Genomic DNA, 18,169 nt, shown 5'->3' with positions numbered 1-18,169 from the left:
TACAGCCTCTTTATTATTACATTTTAACCTTTGGCGGTGTTAAGTTTGGATTTAGAATCATCGGATTTAGAATCAGATGACTTTTCCGTTATATCCGACGGATATAGCTTTCTGAACAGGAGCGTCTGCAGCAACAGGAATGTGCCGCTCACCGTCCAGTACAAAGGCATTGCGGCCGGAGCGCTGAACGAAAACACCGCCATCATAATAGGTGAAAGGTATCCCATAATGGCAAACTGCTTGCGCTGCTCAGGAGTCATGCTCATTTGCGACACCTTGGACTGCAGCAAATAAATACAGGCGACCAGCACCGCAAGAAACGGGTCCGGTTTTCCTAATTGAAACCAGCCGAAGGAATGGGCTGCAAGCTCAGGCGTGACACGGATAGCCGTATACATACCAGACAGAATCGGGAGCTGAATCAATAATGGCAGACAGCCAATGTTCAGCGGATTGAAATTATGCTTCTTGTACAGTGCCATCATTTCCTGCTGCATCTTCTGCTGGCTCTCACGGTCTTTCTTTTTCTCGTATTTGTGCTTCAAATCATCCAGCTCCGGCTGCATACTGCTCATCACCCGCTTCATGACCTGTTGGGAACGGGCCTGGCGCATCATCAGCGGCAGCAGCAGCAGACGGACGGCCAGCGTCAAAATGATCACAGCCATACCAAAGCTTCCGCCAAACCAGCCCGCAATATGCACAAGCAGATAGGACAGCGGAAATACGACATAATGATTAAAGAAGCCCGGTGTCTGCGCATTGATTTCCGACACGCCGGCTCCGCAGCCTGAAAGCAGCAGCACGGCGAGCACCGCCGCAACAATACCTATTAATCTTCCGTTCTTCTTAAAGCCGGTGAACCCCTTGTTCTGTTTCATAAATATCCTCCCTGTTGATTCTTCTGATGGCGATCAACGGGAGGCAGCAGTCCGATGTGTCCGCATCGGGGGATTCCTTACGGCGGACAGCCCGGCATAATATGAAGGAAATTGGACGCCCTACCACAGAAATAAGCGGAAGCATGTCCTGAGCAATCCAGCCACCGCCTTCCACCCAATATTCAGTGACACCACAGTATAGATGGGCAATACAGGCGTAGCTGACCGTACAAATTAATCCGATGGTAAAAATAAAAGGAACCAGCTCCTGCAACTCAAACAAAAACAAGGGATTCACCTCCTTCCTGTGTTGCTCCCATTGTACCACTTATTCCTGCAAACTCCTAAGGCGTTAACAGAATGTCCAAACCTCCGCTTCGGGGTTTCGCCAAAATCATTACTCGCCTGCAGCACAACTTGTCGGGATGGTTCACGTCTAATTCGATATACATAAATTTACATTCTGGAGGAGATACAGCGTATGACAAAATTAACACGCCATACGATCGCAGCATGCTTGGCTTGTTCTCTGCTTCTTAGCCCTCTAAACATTGAAGGTGCGTCCCCCGCGAGTGCCGAACAGGCCTCCGTCAGCATCAGCAACACTTACTACAACAAAATCGACGCCCCTGTTTTAAAACCGGCATGGACGTACAGTATTACCGGATTGGGCAGCGACGAGAGAGAGTTTGGGGCCAACGCTATTGCCGCCAATGGGAAAATAATCGTTCTGGATAAAGACGGCAAGCTGACAGCCCTTCATGCCAAAACCGGAAAAAAGCTCTGGAGCTACGGTTCAGGTATGACCTCCCTCCTAACATACAGCAGCGGCACCATTTTCGGAATGAATAAGAATGGTACCGTCATCGCATTATCGGAAAAAGGTCAGAAAAAATGGTCGGCTGCCCTGGGTTATAAGGATGCCGATCATCTTCAGCTTGTCGGAGGTACCCTCTACGTAACGGCGGGCCTGCAATTTGCAGCACTGGATGCTGCAAGTGGCAAAATCAAATGGAAAGCTTCGGAAACCGATTCCATGTATTCATCGGGTTATCCACAGGTCCTGCAAAGTGAAAATGTGGTTATCCGAAAATATACTGTACAGGGGGCATTATCTGCCGCACAAATCAATGCATATGACGCCCGTTCAGGCAAGAAGCTGTGGGAGCATTTTAAGCAGGCTTACCCGCTTACTGTAAAAGATGGCCTTGTCTATTCGATAACCGGTGAGTATATGTTTTCAGACGATCCTGTGAATCGGAAAATTGAAGTTTCCGTTTTTAATTTACAGACCGGGGAGAGCAAGGGAACACGAGTATACCCTTGGAAAGACAAAGAAAATACGGATGGATCCTTCCGATCCGGAGGAGCGTATAACACATCGTTTCTGGATGGAAATGATTTTTATGTTTTCCAGAGAGGGACACTCGCCAAATATAATTTCTGGAAATACAGCAGCGGACAGCAACCGGTACAAAAGTGGGAACAGCTGGAATATGATGACCGGTGGCCCTTGTATACCATTTATGATGGGAAAATGTTTTACCAAAATCAACGTACCGGGGGAATGCTCGCGATGAAGCTGGCAAACGGGCAGTACGTTAGCTACGAGCTGGGAGACAACCCTACAGTGCAGGCGGACATCATCAGCAAGGGAGTATATACCGGACAATCAGACGGGGTATTTCATGCTTTTCATATCAATACGTTTAAACCCGTATTCACTTTAAAAACAGGCTCCCGCGAATTCGGGCCGACCATCCAAGCGGACGGTATGGTGTATGTGCAAAGCGGAGACAAACTTTATGCTGTGAAGCTGCCCGCTGCGCTTAAATAGATATCAAATAAAATGGGAAAAAGGCGTTTGGAGAATCCCAATACGCCTTTTCAGCATCTTAGTATTACTTTCTTCACCTTCCCTTCAACAACCGGAATATTTCCAGCAAAACGATATTCAGGCTGAGCCAGACACCGCCAAAGACATAACCTGCCGCCACGTCGCTCGGATATTGAACATTGAAATATATACTGCTGAGTCCCACCAGAAATACCGCGGCCAATACAAGCGCAAAAGCCGCGATTTTAAACCCGGTTATTTTCAAATGCCGAACCACAAGATAGGCTGCACCCCCCCAAAAGATGATCACGGCAGAAGCCTGTTCACTTGGAAAAGTATTCATCAAGCCGCCGGGGCCCACCCGGTGGAAAAGAACTTTCAGCAGCCCCTCCCACACCTCGCCTCCGGCCATTACAAAGAGCAGAAACGTACCTTCCAGCAGCCGGTCATTCCCTTTTACCATAACCGAGATCAATGCAAGCACCGCCAGCGCTACAAGCACTTGAAACGAGGCCAGGTATGCAAAACGGTTCATCCACTCAGCCCAGCTTTCATCGAATATCGCATGAACGATATAGACTGTGATGGTGTCAAAAAGGACGAACTCATGAGCCAGAAAATCCTGAACCAAGCCTGCCATCAAAATAAAAAGCAAAAGAAATGCCGCAAAGGAAGCCAGAATAAGAAATTTAACCCGGCCGAGCGAGTGAAAGGCGGCAACCGCCTTTTGCAGCCACTGAATAGTCCACAGATACAGCTGTTTGCGGTGCTTTTTATAGACATAAAAGATGATGAAAATGACAATCCCGCCAAGAGCCGCAATAATCAAATATCTGGTGATTACAGGATGGTACTCTTCCCATTTGGGCCCAAGAATTTTGCCAAGGGAAATAAATATGCTGGTCCATAACAAAGCCCCCGTATAAGCGTAAATACTGAAAATTCTAAAAGGCATGCGTATGGAGCCTGAAAAATAGCCGGTGATATGCCGGACTACGGGAAGAAAATAAGCGATAATCAGCAGTTTATTGCCGTATCGTTTGAACCATTGGGAGGTTCGCTCCAGCTTATCCGGTCCCAGGTGGATTTTGGAGCCGTGTTTTATAAAAAAAGGCTGGCCGAGCTTGTATCCTATCCAGTAGGAGAGCGTAATACCCGCAGAAGCGCCGAGAGCCGCTACCAGGATGCTTACGATCCAATTTTCCTCTCCATGAAAAACCATCAGACCGCTATAGGTCATGATAACCTCACCCGGCAAGGGCAATGCGAGAAGCTCAAGCATAAGGCCGATTCCCAAGACGTAATATCCGTACTGATCCAGCAAAAGCTGCATTTCGTGAGCCATGTTGTCATGTTCCTCCAGCAGGAAAGCTTGAATGATAAGATCTTCCATTTTTCAAAAAGTCAAAATTATTCTGTTCGTATATATTGAAGCTCATACCTTATTAACCTGTTCATAACCCTGTACCGCGAAATTTGCAAAGAAAGAAAAAAAGTCCTCCCGGATGAGAAGACTCTTTAAGCTGATGATTAATATACCCGCTTTATTCGCACTGCAGCCACCTTAAAACCGGGCATTTTGCAGAATGGGTCCAGTGCGGGAGTTGTTGCAAGGTTCACGTTCTGCACTCCACCCCAATGCATCGGGACAAAGATGGTATCATTGCGGATGTTGCCGGAGATACGGCTGCGGACAGAGAAGCTGCCCCGTTCCGATTCAATTTCGATCCACTGGCCGTCTTCGATCCGGTAACGGCGGGCCGTATCCGGATGGATTTCCGCGAAATTGGCCTCTGACCTAGCTGCGAGCGCAGGACTTCTTCTGGTCTGGACACCAGTGAGATAATGAGCCAGCACCCTGCCATTAGTCAGAATCAGGGGATACTCCTCGCTGACAGATTCCTTGGAGACCGGATTTTGCAGGGATGTGAACATCGCTTTCCCGTCGGGATGGGCGAATGCGGTGGAGAACATAAACGGCGTGCCGGGATGGTCAATGGAAGGACAAGGCCAATAGATGCCCTCCTCTCTGCGCAGCCTGTCGTACGTAATCCCATAATAGTCTGCCGCCCCGCCTTTGCTTGCCATTCTTAATTCCTCGAAGATGTCTTCAGCAGATGCATAGGAGAACAGCTGCCCTTTTCCAAGCCGTTCTGCAACGGAGCACAGGATGCTCCAATCCTGGCGCGCCTCTCCCGGCGCCGGCAGAGCCGCCTCCCGCAGCAGCACCCTTCCCTCAAGATTCGTGAGTGTGCCCGCATTCTCCAAATAAGACGTAACGGGGAGCACAATGTCCGCCATCTGTGCGGTTTCGGAGAGCAGCATATCCGCCACCACCAGAAAGTCCAGCTTTTCCAGCGCTTCCTTGACCAGATTCACATTCGGATTGGATACGATGGGATTGGAGCCCATCAGGAAAAGCGTTCTGATTTGTCCCTGATGTATCAGCTCCATCATTTCATACGCAGATACACCTTTACCGGGAATGTCCTCCGGAGCCACACCCCACACAGAAGCAACATAAGCGCGGTCCGCCTCGTTTTCGATGGATCTGTAGCCAGGCAGCTGGTCTGATTTCTGCCCGTGCTCCCTGCCGCCCTGGCCGTTGCCCTGACCTGTAACGGCACCGTAGCCGCAGCCTTCCCTGCCGATTTTGCCACTTGCGAGCACCAGATTCAGAAATGCTCTGACCGCCAAATGCCCATCCGTCTGCTGCTCCACGCCCCTTGCCGTAAAAATAATTCCGGTCGCCGCCTGTCCGTAGGCGGATGCCGCCTTGCGAATCAGTTCCTCTTCAATTCCACATAGCCGTGCTGTCTCCGCCAGATCGACCGTCTGCATGCGGGACCGCAATTCCTCGTAACCGTTCGTCCGCTCGCAGATAAATTTATCATCGATCCACCCTTCATCCAGCATGATCTTCAGCATGGCATCCGCCAGCATCATGTCCGTCCCAGGTCTGATCTGCAGATGCAGGTCAGCCATTTTGGCCGTTGCCGTAACCCGCGGGTCGATGACAATAATGAACGCCCCTTTTTCCTTCGCTTCGTTAAAATAAGGCATCAATGTCGGCTGACATTCCGCGATATTGGTGCCAGCCAATATAATACAGCGGGCCAGGGGAATATCCGCCAGCCTGCAGGTCAGCCCGCGGTCTATGCCGAAGGTCTTGCTGCCAGCCGACGCAGCCGCAGACATACAGAACCGGCCGTTATAGTCGATGTACTTCGTCCCGATGCCGATGCGGGCAAATTTGCCGAGCAAATAAGCCGTTTCATTGGTCAGCGACCCGCCGCCGTACACCCCAATGGAGTCGGGCCCAAACGCTGCCGTCCCCTCGACAAAGCGTTCTGCGATCGCTCGCAGTGCTTCCTCCCAAGTTGTGGGCACCAGCTTTCCTTCTTTTCTTATGAGGGGCTGCAGCAGCCGTTCACTATGGAGACCATGCTGGTGGGCGTTCAGTCCCTTGACACACAATCTCCCGCCGGATGCAGCATTGGGAACTCCTTCAACGGTAAATGATACAGCTCCCGAAGAAGCGGTTTCCATGCGAATTTGCGCCTTGCACTGCACACTGCAAAACGGACACTGGGTATGCAGCACTTTGTTCCATGTTCCGTCAGGCTCCTGAACAGCGGCAGCCCCTGTCGTCAACTCGTTCATTCCTTTTCTCCCTCCCGCTCTATCCTTTGCTCTAATGGTTTAAACCGTTTCAACCGGCTGTGGCCAATCCTGCAGCTCCGCCAGCAGACTCTTTAGCCTCACAGGGTCATACAGAGCTTCTCTTACCGAAAGAAGACCTGCGCGCTCCAGCCATTTCCACAAGGGCTCATCATACCAGGCCTCCTTGCGGTACAGCTGCAGGCAGGCTGTTGCCAAATCGGCGGCCCGCTCCGCGCTTTCGCTTAATCCGATTAACTGAGCTTCTCGTACAGGCCGTCCTCCCCTGCCTCCTGCATACACCTCCCAGCCTGCCGGACATGCCGCCAGCCCGAGATCGCGGATCAAAACCGCGGCAGGTGAAACGGTACCTTCAGCTACTGCTGCTGTAATCGGGGCGGGCAGACTCAAACCGTCCCATCTCAGCTTCAGCCCCGCCGCCAAACCTGCACAGCCTTCGCCGCCAACACCTTGTTCCATGGGCCCATCATGAACAAAAGCGATCCTTGATGGGTCCATGCTGCCATAGGCAGGAGATGAATGAGGCGCATGCGATTCTGTAGAATACTTCTGCAAAGCCAGATAATAATGGACTGCCGGTCTGCATACCTCACAGCCTTCATTCTGCTGCCATCCCAATTGAGCAAATACTTCTCCGGAAGTGAAAGCCGACATCCCGCTTACAGCCTGTTTGAGCTCAGCATGATCCAGCGGCGTGCAGCCGCATACCGGTACCTTCTTTGCAGCCGCAGGCTCCTCCGTTGTTCCGGCCACAGCCTTTCCCGATGCCACAAGCTTGACCAAGGCTTGAACCATTGGCCTGCAGCCGCCGCAGGAGGAGGAAGCCTTCGTGTGCTTCCTTACTTCTTCTTCCGTCTTATGGCCGTCTCTCGTAACAGCCTGCAGAATAGTCAGCTTCGTTACCGCATTGCAGGCACATACCGTCTCCTGCTCCGCCATCGCTGCAGCAGCGGCTACCATTGGATTTTCACCGCTGTCGGATACCGCAAGCTTCGTGACCTCTTCGCCAAGCTGGACCGCTTTCAGAAGAGCCGGAGCTTCAGAGATATCCCCGTACAGGATGGCTCCGGCGGTTCTGCCGTTGGCCATCGTCACTTTTTTGTAGGTTTCGCGAATTCCGTCATACTGCTGAATGGCTGTAATAACACCACGGCCGCCGATATCCCCCGCCGAAAATACATCGACTCCAGATACCTTTAATTGTGAATATGGAATGGAACCGGTGTAGGGCTCTGTCTCCATGCTGCACAGCACCTTCGCCAGCACCCTGGCCTGCTCGAACAGCGGGGCCACCAGACCATAAGCGATGCCCCGATGTTCTGCGCATTCCCCGACAGCATAAATTCCCGGAATGTTGGTTGCAAGATAATCATCGACAATGATTGCCCGGTTCGTGCGCAGGCCACAGTTCTTCGCCAATTCAATGTTGGGCTGAATGCCAACCGCCATAATGATCAGGTCGGCCTCCAATGTACCCCCATCGGCGAAGCGCAATCCATTTGCGCGTTTCCGGCCCGTAATCTTGATCGTATTTTTGCTGAGGTGAAACACCATACCCTGCCGCTCAAGCTCAGTCTGCAGCAGACCTGCCGCCGTCGCGTCCAACTGACGGTTCATAAGAAAAGGCGCGTTATGAACAACCTGGGCCTCCATGCCAAGATGAAGCAGGCCCCGCGCCGCCTCCAGGCCTAGCAGGCCCCCGCCGATTACCGCCGCCTTGCGGCAGCTGCCTGCGCTTTGGATCATCGTCTCGCAGTCTTCCATTGTGCGAAACGCCATTACCCCTTCCTTGTCCGCACCAGGGATAGGCGGAATGAACGCCGAGGAGCCGGTAGCCAGCACCAGCACATCATAGGTCACCTTACTGCCATCGGCTGCACATACGAAACGGCCGGCTGGGTCGATGCGAACGATCCGTACTCCCGCATGAAGCGTAATGCCGTTTTCTTTGTACCAGGACCAGTCATTCAGAACGATGTCATCAAATGCTACATCTCCTTTGAGCATTTTGGAAAGCATAATGCGGTTATAGTTCGGATGGGGCTCCTCTCCGAAAATGGTGATATCAAACCTTTCAGGGTCAAGCTTCAAAATTTCCTCCACACATTTGATCCCTGCCATCCCGTTGCCGATGACAACCAGCCTTTCTCTCATCCTAATCCTCTCCTTTTAGGGACCAAGACCCGTTCTCTTTATATACAAGCCTTCTGGTCGGCCAGAAGACAGAAAAAGCCCTTTTCCTAATGTAAATAGAAAAAGGGCTCCATTGCCGGGTAATACTGTCACCTCATTGTGACAGCTCATAGAACCAGCGTATTCGATGAAAGGGTTTATGTCAATAAAAATGACACATTTTAATGGAATCAAACTACTTTTTTAATTATTCAAATTTTTGTGTTATCTATATTGACATTTGTTTTGCCGCTTTTTATAATTTGAATCAAATTCACAATGCTGTGAAAAAAATCATCAGCTTGGGACACAAAGACGTGTTCCCGGCTACGGCAAAGAGGCCGCAAATCGTCTTTCAAGGACGGATTGCGGCCTTTTTTTGGGATTCAGCTAAAGAAATGGAGACAAAAACAAAAGGGAGAGAAATGAAGGATGGAGAAAAAAGGATTTTTGCAATCCGGGCATAAGCCCACCCTGCTGGGAGCATTCCTCTATTTTGACATCAGCTTTATGATCTGGGGCATGATCGGCCCCCTGGCCGTCGTGATTGCGGCGGATATCCCCATGGACCCTGTGCAGAAAGCGCAGCTGGTCGCCCTTCCGGTGCTCGGCGGATCGATCCTCAGATTGCTGTTCGGCTTTTTGTCCGACTATATCGGACCAAAGCTGACAGGACAGATCGGCATGATCGTAACGCTGCTCCCGCTGCTGCTCGGCTGGCTGTGGGTCGACTCCCTGGATCAGCTTTACGTTGTAGCGCTGCTGCTCGGCGTGGCGGGAGCATCTTTCGCAGCCGCCTTGCCTCTTGCAGGTCAATGGTACCCGAAAGAGCATCAAGGTCTGGCCATGGGCATTGCTGGAGCGGGCAACAGCGGCACTGTGCTGGCCACCTTGTTCGCCAACCGTCTGGCACAGCATTTCGGCAGCTGGGAAATTGTATTTGGACTCGCCATTATTCCGATTGCCATTGTATTTGTCGTGTTTTCCTTATTTGCCCGTAACAGCCCGAATCGTCCGGAGCCCAAGAAACTGTCTGCATACGCAGGAATTCTCAGCCAGAAGGACGCATGGGTATTCTGCGGACTGTATTGTGTAACCTTCGGCGGTTTTGTCGGCCTCTCCAACTATCTGACGATCTTCTTCAACAGCCAATACGGGCTTGCTGCCGTACAGGCAGCGGATATCACAACGATCTGCGTAATTGCGGGCAGCTTCTTTCGACCTGTCGGCGGCTTTTTATCCGATAAAATCGGCGGAGCCCGCATGCTGACCTTCCTGTATGCAGGAGCGGGAATCATGCTGGCCTGTGTGGCTCTGCTGCCGCCGCTGCCTGTCGTAATCGTTCTCCTATTCGCCGGCATGATGTGCCTTGGCGCAGGCAACGGCGCCGTGTTCCAGCTCGTGCCGCAGCGCTTCGGCAATGAGATCGGCCTGATGACCGGTATCGTCGGCGCCGCCGGCGGGCTCGGCGGGTATGCCCTGCCGCTCATTCTCGGCAATCTGTATAAAGCGACCGGCTCCTATGCTCCCGGCTTTATCACGGTGAGCCTGATCGTGGCGATAGCGCTCACCCTGATTATCGTAATGCACATAAAATGGAAAAACACCTGGCTGCGTGTTTCGACAGCAAGTACAGGCAAGGCGCTTTCCTAAGATACCATCAGTAGCACATGTAGGCTCTATATATTAAACTTTTATTCTGATCCCTAATAACATTAAAGGAAACCTGCAAAGAGCAGGTTTCCTTTAATGTTATTCAAAGCCATAGTTTTGTTTTTGCAATTGTAATGCATCTCAATCTCTTAACCTACTTTTATCCCAAATGCTAACCATCTACCATCAATATCTTCAACTACAAATTCTCTATTATTGTAATCCATATCACCCAATGAGCGCACTATTTTTACATTTGAGCTGATGAACTCTCTTTGCAGTTTTTCCTGGTTCTTTGTAATAAAGTAAGCATCATACCCATATCCATACAATTCTCTATTGGGAATTACTTGCTGCTTGTTAGATTGAGTTAGAATAATTTCCGTTGTGTCACGGTACAAACAAATATGAGGTTCAGCCGCATTCATGTACTGCACAACTGTAAACCCCATCTTTTGTTCATAAAAAGCTGCTGTTTTCAGTATATCTGGTGTCGGAAAAACACAATGTGATTCTAATAGCAGTTTGGTCATCTTACTTTCCCCTCTTATCAACTAACTTGCTGTCTTTGCGCGTCGGCGCGCCGCTCGATCAGCTCCATAAACCGGTTAAACGCGCTGGTGCGGAAGGCATTTTTACGGTATGCAAAATAAATGCTGGATCTGCGGTAGCGCTCCGGAATCGGAAAGCACTGTACTTTGCCGGCCTTCTCCCATTCCCGGACAGAAGAACGTGTCAGCAGCGAAACGCCCAGCCCAGCCGCCACGCCGCCTATAATCGCCTCCAGGGTGCCAAATTCCATAATATTCAATGGAGTTACCTTCTCCTCGCGAAGCCATTGCTCCAGTCGTTCCCGGTGGGCACAGCCCACGCCAAAAAACAGAAACGGTCTTTCCAGCACCTCCTCCAAGTCTTCATCCGTGGGTTCGGAGACGAGCACAAGCTCCTCCCTGAACGCACATATCGCCTCCAGTTCCGGATGCTCAAACGGGCCGCTGATAAAGGAGGCATCCAATTCGTAATTCAATAGGCTTTCGACCATCTTCGAACTATGACCCGTAACGAGCGACAGCTTGACCTCGGGATATTGCTTGTGATAATCAAGCATGATGCCGGGCAGATGTACTGCAGCCGTCGTTTCCAACGAACCGATCCGCAACGGGCCGGAGGGCTCCTCTGAATATTGAGTTGATTTAACCGCCTCCTCCAGCAAATGTGTGATTTGATCCGCGTATTTCAGCAGATTGCTCCCCGCCGAGGTTAGTGCGACCCCACGGCTCTGCCGGTAAAAAAGAGGGGTGTTCAGCTCAGATTCGAGCTGACGGATTCTTGCCGTAACATTGGACTGCACATAACCCAGGCTCGCCGCGGCCCTGGTAATGTTGCCTTCACGGGCTACCGCCTGAAATATTTTCAAATCCCCGCTTTCCATAGTGTACTCCTTTCATAATCATCATTTTAAATGATGATTTACATCTGTAATGATTATTTTACAAGATATCTAGCTTAAAATAAACTGGGAATACATTTTCAGAAAGGAGGTTGACGTTTCATGAGTAATTCCCGGATATTGATTCTTACGCTGTTTACGATGCTCGTAGCCGGGCTTAATTTTCCCCTTGGCAAAATATCGCTTTCTTACGGGTCCACCTTTGTGCTTCTGGGGATACGTTTCGTTGGAGCGGGGCTGTTGATGCTTCCTTTCATATGGGGACGGCCGCATCCACGAAGTGCAGCCTCCTGGCTGAAGCTTGCCGTCATTGGATTATTTCAGTCCACACTTGTGATGGGCTTGAACTATTTAAGCATGAGAACCATCTCTTCCGGAAGTGCCTCCATTTTATCTTCCAGCAACCCGATCTGGTTCATTGTTTTCAGCTTTCTTCTATTTAAAGCACGCTACCGTTCGGTGCAATGGGCAGGTGTGATCATCGGGTTCGCGGGTGTGGCAATGACGCAGGGATTTGCCGTGCAGATGCAAAGCGGGTTCTGGTTATCTCTTGGAGCAGGTATGGCGTGGGGCATGGCCACCCTGCTTACCTCTCGCTGGGGCAAAGAATTTGACACCTGGGTGATGGCGGCGTACCAGATGCTGATCGGCGGAGCGATATTATTCATTCCTGGCCCCTTCGTGGAGCATCCGTCACTTATTTGGGACGCAGCCAATCCGTTCAAGGAGCTGTTCGTGCTGGGGTGGATGATTCTCATCAGCTCCATCGCCCAATTCGTAGCCTGGTATTATGTGCTCAGCAACAGTGATCCAAACAAAGCGAACGTGTATTTATTCCTGATTCCGTTGTTTGGCGTGCTGTCGGGCTGGCTGATCCTGAAGGAGCCGCTGCACTGGTACACTATGGCAGGTGCCGTAATTATCGGCATCGGCATTTATCTGGTAAACCGGCCTGCCGGAGAACGGTCCCACGCTGTTTCTGTGGCAAAGGGAGCTTAAAGGGTACCGACTGGCGCAGCACCTGCAGGTCATACGGCAGTTGTGAGTTAACATGCAAAGGGGTATCCCGACAGCCAAACGGCCGGCAGGATACCCCTCATTGCTTCTCCACGCTGAACTGCCCTCATCAGGTCCCCGAAGCTGACTGCAGCACTTCCTTTTCCACCAAAACATATACGCTGCCCTGCTCGTCGATTTCCGTGCGGAACGTGGTCACACAGCCTTCATCCGGACTCTGAACCAGCCCACTTGCCAGGTCGATTTTCCAGTCATGCAGCGGACAGTGCACATTCGTGCCGCACACCATGCCTTCCGACAGCTTCCCGGCTTTATGCGGGCAACGGTTTTCCAATGCTTTAATGCTTCCGTCATCTAAACGGAATACGGCAACCTCCAGCTCCCCCAACCGGAACGTTCTCGCTCCTCTGAGATCGATTTCCTGTACGCTCGCTACGCGGATTTTCTCCTCCATCGATGCTTCCCCCTTAAAGTTTTGTGAGCATTACTGCCCTGATATCTCTTCGTACAAAACTACTTCGAAAGCATAGGCTAAGTTTTGTGAGCGTTACTGCCCTGATATCTCTTCGTACAAAACTACTTCGAAAGCATAGGCTAAGTTTTGTGAGCGTTACTGCCCTGATATCTCTTCGTACAAAACTACTTCGAAAGCATAGGCTAAGTTTTGTGAGCGTTACTGCCCTGATATCTCTTCGTACAAAACTACTGCGGAAGCATACGCTCATTCACCGTTTGCAGGCCGCCCAGCGGCTCAAAGTTTTTGCGCAGCTCGGGATTCTCGATAATTTCCTTCCACGGATCGGTTGTATAGCTGAGCGTTTCCGTGATTCTCGCCACCAGCGCCTTCCTTTCCTCCTCGTCCGCGAGCGCCGCCTTGATCGACTCCAGGCCCACTCTTTCCACCCAGTGCGCCGTGCGTTCATTCCAGCTTGCCTGCTCACGGTAGTACTGCAGATATGCTGCCGTCCACTCGATAACCTCTTCCTCCGTTTTCACGGTGCACAGCAGCTCTGCCGCTCTCACCTTGATGCCTCCGTTGCCGCCGACGTAGAGCTCCCAGGCTCCGTCAATAGCTACGACACCCAGATCCTTGATCGTCGCTTCCGCACAGTTTCGCGGACATCCGGAGACAGCAAGTTTAACCTTCGCAGGCGCATTCAAACGCTCGAACGCCTTCTCAAGCTTGACACCCATACCCATCGCATCCTGGGTCCCGAAGCGGCAGAAGGTATTGCCGACACAGGTCTTTACGGTGCGCAGCGTTTTGCCGTAAGCGTGTCCTGACGGCATATCGAGCTCCGCCCAAATTCCTGGAAGATCCTCTTTCTTCACACCAAGCAGGTCAAGCCGCTGTCCGCCTGTGAATTTCACAAGAGGCACGTTGTATTTTTCCGCTACGTCGACAATTTTCTTCAACTCGGCCGGAGAGGTTACACCGCCGTAAATACGGGGCACAACCGAATACGTGCCGTCTTTCTGAATATTGGCGTGATAGCGCTCATTGGTGACACGGGATTCTTTCTCGTCCTTGTACGTACCGGGCGAAATCATGCCCAGGTAATAATTCAGCGCAGGGCGGCATTTGGAGCAGCCTCCCGGCTCATCCCAGCCCAGCACATTCATAACCTCTTTCACCGTGCTCAGGCCCATTTCTTTAATGCCGCTAATGATTTCTTCACGGGTCAGCTTGGTGCAGGAGCAAATTCCTTCTTTCACGCCTTCTCCAGCTTCGTCGCCCGCATAGAACTGCAGCAATCCTTCCACGAGCGGCTTGCAGCCGCCGCAGGAAGCGGACGCTTTCGTGCATGCCTTGATCTCTCCCACCGTACGGCAGCCGCCGGCTACCGCCTCTCCGATCATCTGCTTGGTGACTCCGTTACATCCGCATACAATCTCGTCATCCGGCATTTGCTCAAATCTGGCGGTCCCGGAACCTTCCGCTTTACCGGCAGGGAAACCGAGCAGCAGCTCTTTTTCTCTGCCTGCTACGGATTCTCCGGATTTAATCAGTGAAAATAATGAGGATCCATCGGTCGTATCCCCGAACAGAACGGCTCCAACCAGCCTGTCATCCTTAAGCACAATCTTTTTATACACTTCATCAATTTCGTCCTGGTAGCGCAAAGACCGCAGCCCTGGTGCATCCTCAAACACCCCCGCAGAGAACACATCCACACCGGAAACCTTCAGCTTGGCGGATGTGACCGAACCTTCATAACCAGCCGTCTCAATTCCCGCCAGCCGCTTCGCAAGCACGGTGCCCTGCTCATACAGCGGCGCCACCAGCCCATACGTAATCCCTCTGTGCTCTGCACATTCTCCGACAGCATATATATCAGGCACATTCGTTTCCATAAAGTCGTTCACGAGGATTCCGCGCCCGGTACCGATGCCGGACTCCTTCGCCAGCTTGATTTCAGGCTGAATTCCCACGGCCATCACAACCAGATCGGCCTTCTCGGAGCTGCCATCCCGGAATACAAGGCGTTCCGCCCGTTTATGCCCTTCAATCGCCGCCGTCTGGCACCCCAGCCGGAAGGTCATTCCCTGCCGTTCCAGCTCGCCCTGCAGCATAAGGGATGATGCCGGATCAAGCTGGCGGTTCATCAGATATTTGCTGTTATGAATGACGGTGACCTCCATGCCGAGGTTCAGCAGCCCCCTGGCCGCTTCCAGGCCCAGCAGTCCGCCGCCGATGACGGCCGCCTTGCGGTATTTTCCCGCTGCATCCATCATTGTATGGCAGTCCTTGATGTCGCGGAAGCCGATTACACCCTCCTTGTCTGCTCCCGGCAGCGGCAGCATAAAGGCCTTCGAGCCCATAGCCAGCAGCAGAACATCGTAGGCCGCTTCGCGTCCAGAGGCGGATTTTACTTTCTTGTGTTTAATATCGATCCCTGTCACCGGGTCACCGGTATATAATTGGATGTCATTCTCCTCATACCAGCCCCAGTCATTGATTACGATATCCTCCAGACCGGTACCGCCTGCAAGCACGGAAGAAAGCATAATGCGGTTATAGTTCGGATAAGGCTCCGCGCCAAAAATCGTAATATCGTAGAGCCCGGGAGCCACCTTCAGCACATGCTCTATCGTTCTTACGCCTGCCATTCCGTTACCGATCATCACGAGCTTCTTTTTATTCTCCATGAGACTTCTCCCCTCCGTAAATCCCTATCTTCTTACTCCTTTAGAAATCAAAAAAGCCCACTTCTCCCTGCAAACATCTGTTCACAGGTGAAGATGGGCTTCGTTGCCGCTTGTTATGGATACGCCATTGTATCCGATACGTAAATTTTAAATTATTGCTTCAAATATATACGCATTCGGAATTCATGTCAATATTATTGACGTAAAAAATAGCCGAAACATATATTTTAGGATAATCTCATGTTTTTTCAGATATCATTTGTCACATTTCAAAAAAGAAGATTGCTTTTTCATCCAAAAGACAGCAAAATAAGCAAAAGGGTATGTCAGATTATCTATCTTTATTCATCTTTTTCTAAAAAGTATGGAGACCTAAGTCATCATTTATAGGAGGGGGAGCCTCTTCATGCGATCATTTTTGGTCATTGATGTTCAGAAAAGAGATCATCCGAGCAGCGCGGGTCCGGAGGCGATCCTGGAAGCTCACGGTTACCAGGTGTTCCTGGCCTGTGACAAAACCTCGGCAGGTCAGAAGCTTCAGGACGCCGATGCCGCTATTCTGCATCTGCCTGTCGCGTTGATCCAGATGTGGGGTGTGGAGTTGACAGAGAAAAAGGAGATGCCGCTTTTTTGGTGGTGCAGCGCGGACGCGGCCCTCTCCTCAACGGAAGATTGCGAGGTCGATGTGTCCATCGACGGAATCCTGACTCCCGGCATGAAGGAGCATGAACTGAACTGGGCGCTTCATTTCGGGTCCAAACGCTTTTTCGAGCGCAAACAGTGGAAGAGTGAGCGCGATCAGTTAAAAGCCAGGCTGGAGGAACGGAAATGGATCGATATGGCCAAGGGCATTCTGGGCGAGGTCAACGGCATTCCCGAAGCTGAAGCCTACGAGCTGCTGCGCAAGAAGGCCATGAACGAACGGAAAAGAATTGTGGACGTTGCCGTTTCTATTGTAAAGGCTCATCAAATGCTAAAGGCATAGCTCATAAGGGGGAGATTGGATATGACTATGGTTGAATTGCTGAAGGAAGTCGGACGCGGCAAGCGCGGGGCGAGGGATCTTACCTATGAGGAAGCTGCTGCCGCCGCCCGCCTTATACTCACACAAACGGCAAGTCCGGCCCAGATTGGCGCCTTTTTTACCGCTGAACGGATCAAGATTGAAAGCGTGGATGAGCTCAAAGCGTTCGTGGATGTATGCCGCAGCTTTGCGAATCGTTCCGGCGAGCGGCAAGGCATCGATTTCGCGGGTCCATATGACGGACGAACCTCGACGTTTATGGCGACTTTTGCTTCGGCCTTTATCGTGGCCTCCTGCGGACTGCCTGTCACACTGCATGGCACGGAGCCGCTGCCGCCGAAGCGGGGCATTACCATCCCGATGCTGCTCAGGGAGATGGGGATCGACAGCACACGCATCCCGCGCCGCCAAGCCGCCGCGGCAGCAGCGCTCACCGGAGTGATGTTCGTCTCCTCCGAGCAGGAATGCCCACCGCTCGGCAGACTGCGCCCGCTCCGCGAGGAACTGGGATTGCGGACCGTGCTGAATACGGCGGAGAAGCTGATTGATTACAGCTGCTCACCTTATCTTGCATTCGGGGTATTCCACAACACGGTCTTTGAAAGAACCGCCAAGCTGCTCGTTAAGCTCGGTTACCGCAAAGCTGTGATCGTGCAGGGCTGCGAAGGGTCCGAGGACCTGTTCATTGACCGCCCGACCCGGACTTATTTTGTGGAAAATGGAAATGCCCGGCTGGAGCTGATCGATCCGGAGATGTTCGGACTGGAAAGCATCCTGCCTGAGCTATCCTGGACACCGGCCCTCCAGCTTGAGGTGACGGAGCAGGTGCTGAACGGCACGGGCCATATGGCGTTTACGAATCAGGTGCTGCTCAACAGTGCAGTGCGGCTTTATATCGGAGAACGTGTGCAATCAATCGAGGAAGGAATTTACACCTGCAAATCTGTGCTTGAAAGTGGAGCTGCCCTGGACAGCTATCAACGGTGGAGAACAGCGATGCTCGACGGCCAAATGGCTGCCGCCCCCTCCGCTACCACACGCTTGCTCAGCTAAGACATGGCAAAAAACCGATTTATCATTGGGCTTGTTTCCATCATTATGGGTGCCCTGATCAAGTGGGACCGATATAATCATTTCATACATCTACTATCTGCTAGAGTAAAAGGAGTGTCCCAGATAATTCTGAACTGCACCCCGTCAAGTAGACAGTACAAAAAATAAAAGATCACTAAGCGGCCTTGGTTCTGAATTCAATGGGACTGAGGCCGTTTAGTTTTGCCTGCAACCGTTCATTATTGTAAAAG

General features: G+C 51.5%; 16 protein-coding genes. 6 read left to right on the top strand and 10 right to left on the bottom strand.

Annotated features, from left to right (window positions below; genetic code table 11):
• Positions 1–23: 23 nt before the first annotated feature.
• Positions 24–881, bottom strand: a complete 858-nt coding sequence (yidC, locus tag ACI1P2_RS28015) for a membrane protein insertase YidC (RefSeq protein WP_355326145.1) — start codon at positions 879–881, stop codon at positions 24–26.
• Complete coding sequence (locus ACI1P2_RS28010) at positions 850–1,170, bottom strand: hypothetical protein (protein ID WP_355326142.1); 321 nt, start codon at positions 1,168–1,170, stop codon at positions 850–852. Before ACI1P2_RS28010 ends, yidC begins: the two co-directional genes overlap by 32 nt.
• A gap of 192 nt (positions 1,171–1,362) precedes the next feature.
• Between ACI1P2_RS28010 and ACI1P2_RS28005 the strand changes: the two genes are divergently transcribed.
• Complete coding sequence (locus tag ACI1P2_RS28005; protein WP_355326139.1) at positions 1,363–2,718, top strand: PQQ-binding-like beta-propeller repeat protein; 1,356 nt, start codon at positions 1,363–1,365, stop codon at positions 2,716–2,718.
• A gap of 73 nt (positions 2,719–2,791) precedes the next feature.
• Here the strand turns inward: ACI1P2_RS28005 and ACI1P2_RS28000 are convergent, their stop codons facing one another.
• The 3 genes from ACI1P2_RS28000 to nirB (ACI1P2_RS27990) all read right to left on the bottom strand — a co-directional run bounded on the left by ACI1P2_RS28000 (position 2,792) and on the right by nirB (ACI1P2_RS27990) (position 8,553).
• A complete protein-coding gene (locus ACI1P2_RS28000; RefSeq protein ID WP_355326136.1) occupies positions 2,792–4,111 on the bottom strand; it encodes a VTT domain-containing protein in 1,320 nt (439 codons plus the stop codon).
• 137 nt (positions 4,112–4,248) lie between these two features.
• Positions 4,249–6,381, bottom strand: coding sequence for an assimilatory nitrate reductase catalytic subunit NasC (gene nasC / locus ACI1P2_RS27995; protein WP_355326133.1), 2,133 nt, complete (start codon positions 6,379–6,381; stop codon positions 4,249–4,251).
• Between the two features lie 39 nt (positions 6,382–6,420).
• Entirely contained in the window at positions 6,421–8,553 is a 2,133-nt protein-coding gene (gene nirB, locus ACI1P2_RS27990) for a nitrite reductase large subunit NirB (RefSeq protein WP_355326130.1), read from the bottom strand.
• Positions 8,554–8,756: 203 nt separating this feature from the next.
• Here nirB (ACI1P2_RS27990) and ACI1P2_RS27985 point away from each other — a divergent pair, with 203 nt between their 5' ends.
• Both ACI1P2_RS27985 and ACI1P2_RS27980 read left to right on the top strand, forming a co-directional pair.
• Entirely contained in the window at positions 8,757–9,038 is a 282-nt protein-coding gene (locus ACI1P2_RS27985; protein WP_355326127.1) for a hypothetical protein, read from the top strand.
• Positions 9,004–10,224, top strand: coding sequence for a nitrate/nitrite transporter (locus ACI1P2_RS27980; protein WP_355326124.1), 1,221 nt, complete (start codon positions 9,004–9,006; stop codon positions 10,222–10,224). The genes ACI1P2_RS27985 and ACI1P2_RS27980 overlap by 35 nt, the downstream gene beginning before the upstream one ends.
• Before the next feature lie 149 nt (positions 10,225–10,373).
• Here the strand turns inward: ACI1P2_RS27980 and ACI1P2_RS27975 are convergent, their stop codons facing one another.
• Together ACI1P2_RS27975 and ACI1P2_RS27970 are read right to left on the bottom strand one after the other, a co-directional pair.
• Positions 10,374–10,757 (bottom strand): VOC family protein, encoded by a 384-nt coding sequence (locus ACI1P2_RS27975; protein ID WP_355326121.1) that lies wholly within the window; start codon positions 10,755–10,757, stop codon positions 10,374–10,376.
• Positions 10,758–10,774: 17 nt separating this feature from the next.
• Positions 10,775–11,656 carry a LysR family transcriptional regulator gene (locus ACI1P2_RS27970; protein ID WP_355326118.1) on the bottom strand — a complete coding sequence of 294 codons (882 nt, stop codon included), beginning with the start codon at positions 11,654–11,656 and terminating at the stop codon, positions 10,775–10,777.
• Between the two features lie 120 nt (positions 11,657–11,776).
• On the opposite strand from ACI1P2_RS27970, the gene ACI1P2_RS27965 reads away from it, so the two are divergent.
• On the top strand, positions 11,777–12,673 hold the full coding sequence (locus tag ACI1P2_RS27965) for a DMT family transporter (protein ID WP_355326115.1): 897 nt from the start codon (positions 11,777–11,779) through the stop codon (positions 12,671–12,673).
• Positions 12,674–12,800: 127 nt separating this feature from the next.
• On the opposite strand, the gene nirD is transcribed toward ACI1P2_RS27965, so the two are convergent.
• Positions 12,801–13,145 (bottom strand): nitrite reductase small subunit NirD, encoded by a 345-nt coding sequence (nirD, locus tag ACI1P2_RS27960; protein WP_355326112.1) that lies wholly within the window; start codon positions 13,143–13,145, stop codon positions 12,801–12,803.
• A 248-nt stretch (positions 13,146–13,393) separates the two neighbouring features.
• A complete protein-coding gene (nirB, locus tag ACI1P2_RS27955; RefSeq protein WP_355326109.1) occupies positions 13,394–15,841 on the bottom strand; it encodes a nitrite reductase large subunit NirB in 2,448 nt (815 codons plus the stop codon).
• 406 nt (positions 15,842–16,247) lie between these two features.
• On the opposite strand from nirB (ACI1P2_RS27955), the gene ACI1P2_RS27950 reads away from it, so the two are divergent.
• Positions 16,248–16,826 (top strand): ANTAR domain-containing response regulator, encoded by a 579-nt coding sequence (locus tag ACI1P2_RS27950; RefSeq protein ID WP_355326106.1) that lies wholly within the window; start codon positions 16,248–16,250, stop codon positions 16,824–16,826.
• A 21-nt stretch (positions 16,827–16,847) separates the two neighbouring features.
• Complete coding sequence (locus ACI1P2_RS27945) at positions 16,848–17,918, top strand: anthranilate phosphoribosyltransferase (RefSeq protein ID WP_355326103.1); 1,071 nt, start codon at positions 16,848–16,850, stop codon at positions 17,916–17,918.
• 175 nt (positions 17,919–18,093) lie between these two features.
• Here the strand turns inward: ACI1P2_RS27945 and ACI1P2_RS27940 are convergent.
• Positions 18,094–18,169 (bottom strand): IS3 family transposase (locus ACI1P2_RS27940; protein ID WP_355324935.1); only part of this gene is annotated, 76 nt, incomplete at its 5' end.

This window comes from Paenibacillus jiangxiensis (assembly GCF_046098255.1).
GTDB lineage: Bacteria > Bacillota > Bacilli > Paenibacillales > Paenibacillaceae > Paenibacillus > Paenibacillus jiagnxiensis.
The sequence above is the reverse complement of the archived record's forward strand: the minus strand, read 5'-3'. Positions and strand labels throughout refer to the sequence as shown.

Excerpts from the sequence above, each read along its gene's own strand:
- nasC (WP_355326133.1), bottom strand. The coding sequence starts at position 6,381 with ATGAACGAGTTGACGACAGGGGCTGCCGCTGTTCAGGAGCCTGACGGA.
- ACI1P2_RS27950 (WP_355326106.1), top strand. The coding sequence starts at position 16,248 with ATGCGATCATTTTTGGTCATTGATGTTCAGAAAAGAGATCATCCGAGC.
- ACI1P2_RS27980 (WP_355326124.1), top strand. The coding sequence starts at position 9,004 with ATGGAGAAAAAAGGATTTTTGCAATCCGGGCATAAGCCCACCCTGCTG.
- ACI1P2_RS28005 (WP_355326139.1), top strand. The coding sequence starts at position 1,363 with ATGACAAAATTAACACGCCATACGATCGCAGCATGCTTGGCTTGTTCT.
- ACI1P2_RS27985 (WP_355326127.1), top strand. The coding sequence starts at position 8,757 with ATGGAATCAAACTACTTTTTTAATTATTCAAATTTTTGTGTTATCTAT.
- ACI1P2_RS27975 (WP_355326121.1), bottom strand. The coding sequence starts at position 10,757 with ATGACCAAACTGCTATTAGAATCACATTGTGTTTTTCCGACACCAGAT.
- ACI1P2_RS27945 (WP_355326103.1), top strand. The coding sequence starts at position 16,848 with ATGACTATGGTTGAATTGCTGAAGGAAGTCGGACGCGGCAAGCGCGGG.
- nirB (WP_355326109.1), bottom strand. The coding sequence starts at position 15,841 with ATGGAGAATAAAAAGAAGCTCGTGATGATCGGTAACGGAATGGCAGGC.
- ACI1P2_RS27965 (WP_355326115.1), top strand. The coding sequence starts at position 11,777 with ATGAGTAATTCCCGGATATTGATTCTTACGCTGTTTACGATGCTCGTA.
- ACI1P2_RS27970 (WP_355326118.1), bottom strand. The coding sequence starts at position 11,656 with ATGGAAAGCGGGGATTTGAAAATATTTCAGGCGGTAGCCCGTGAAGGC.
- nirD (WP_355326112.1), bottom strand. The coding sequence starts at position 13,145 with ATGGAGGAGAAAATCCGCGTAGCGAGCGTACAGGAAATCGATCTCAGA.
- yidC (WP_355326145.1), bottom strand. The coding sequence starts at position 881 with ATGAAACAGAACAAGGGGTTCACCGGCTTTAAGAAGAACGGAAGATTA.
- ACI1P2_RS28000 (WP_355326136.1), bottom strand. The coding sequence starts at position 4,111 with ATGGAAGATCTTATCATTCAAGCTTTCCTGCTGGAGGAACATGACAAC.
- nirB (WP_355326130.1), bottom strand. The coding sequence starts at position 8,553 with ATGAGAGAAAGGCTGGTTGTCATCGGCAACGGGATGGCAGGGATCAAA.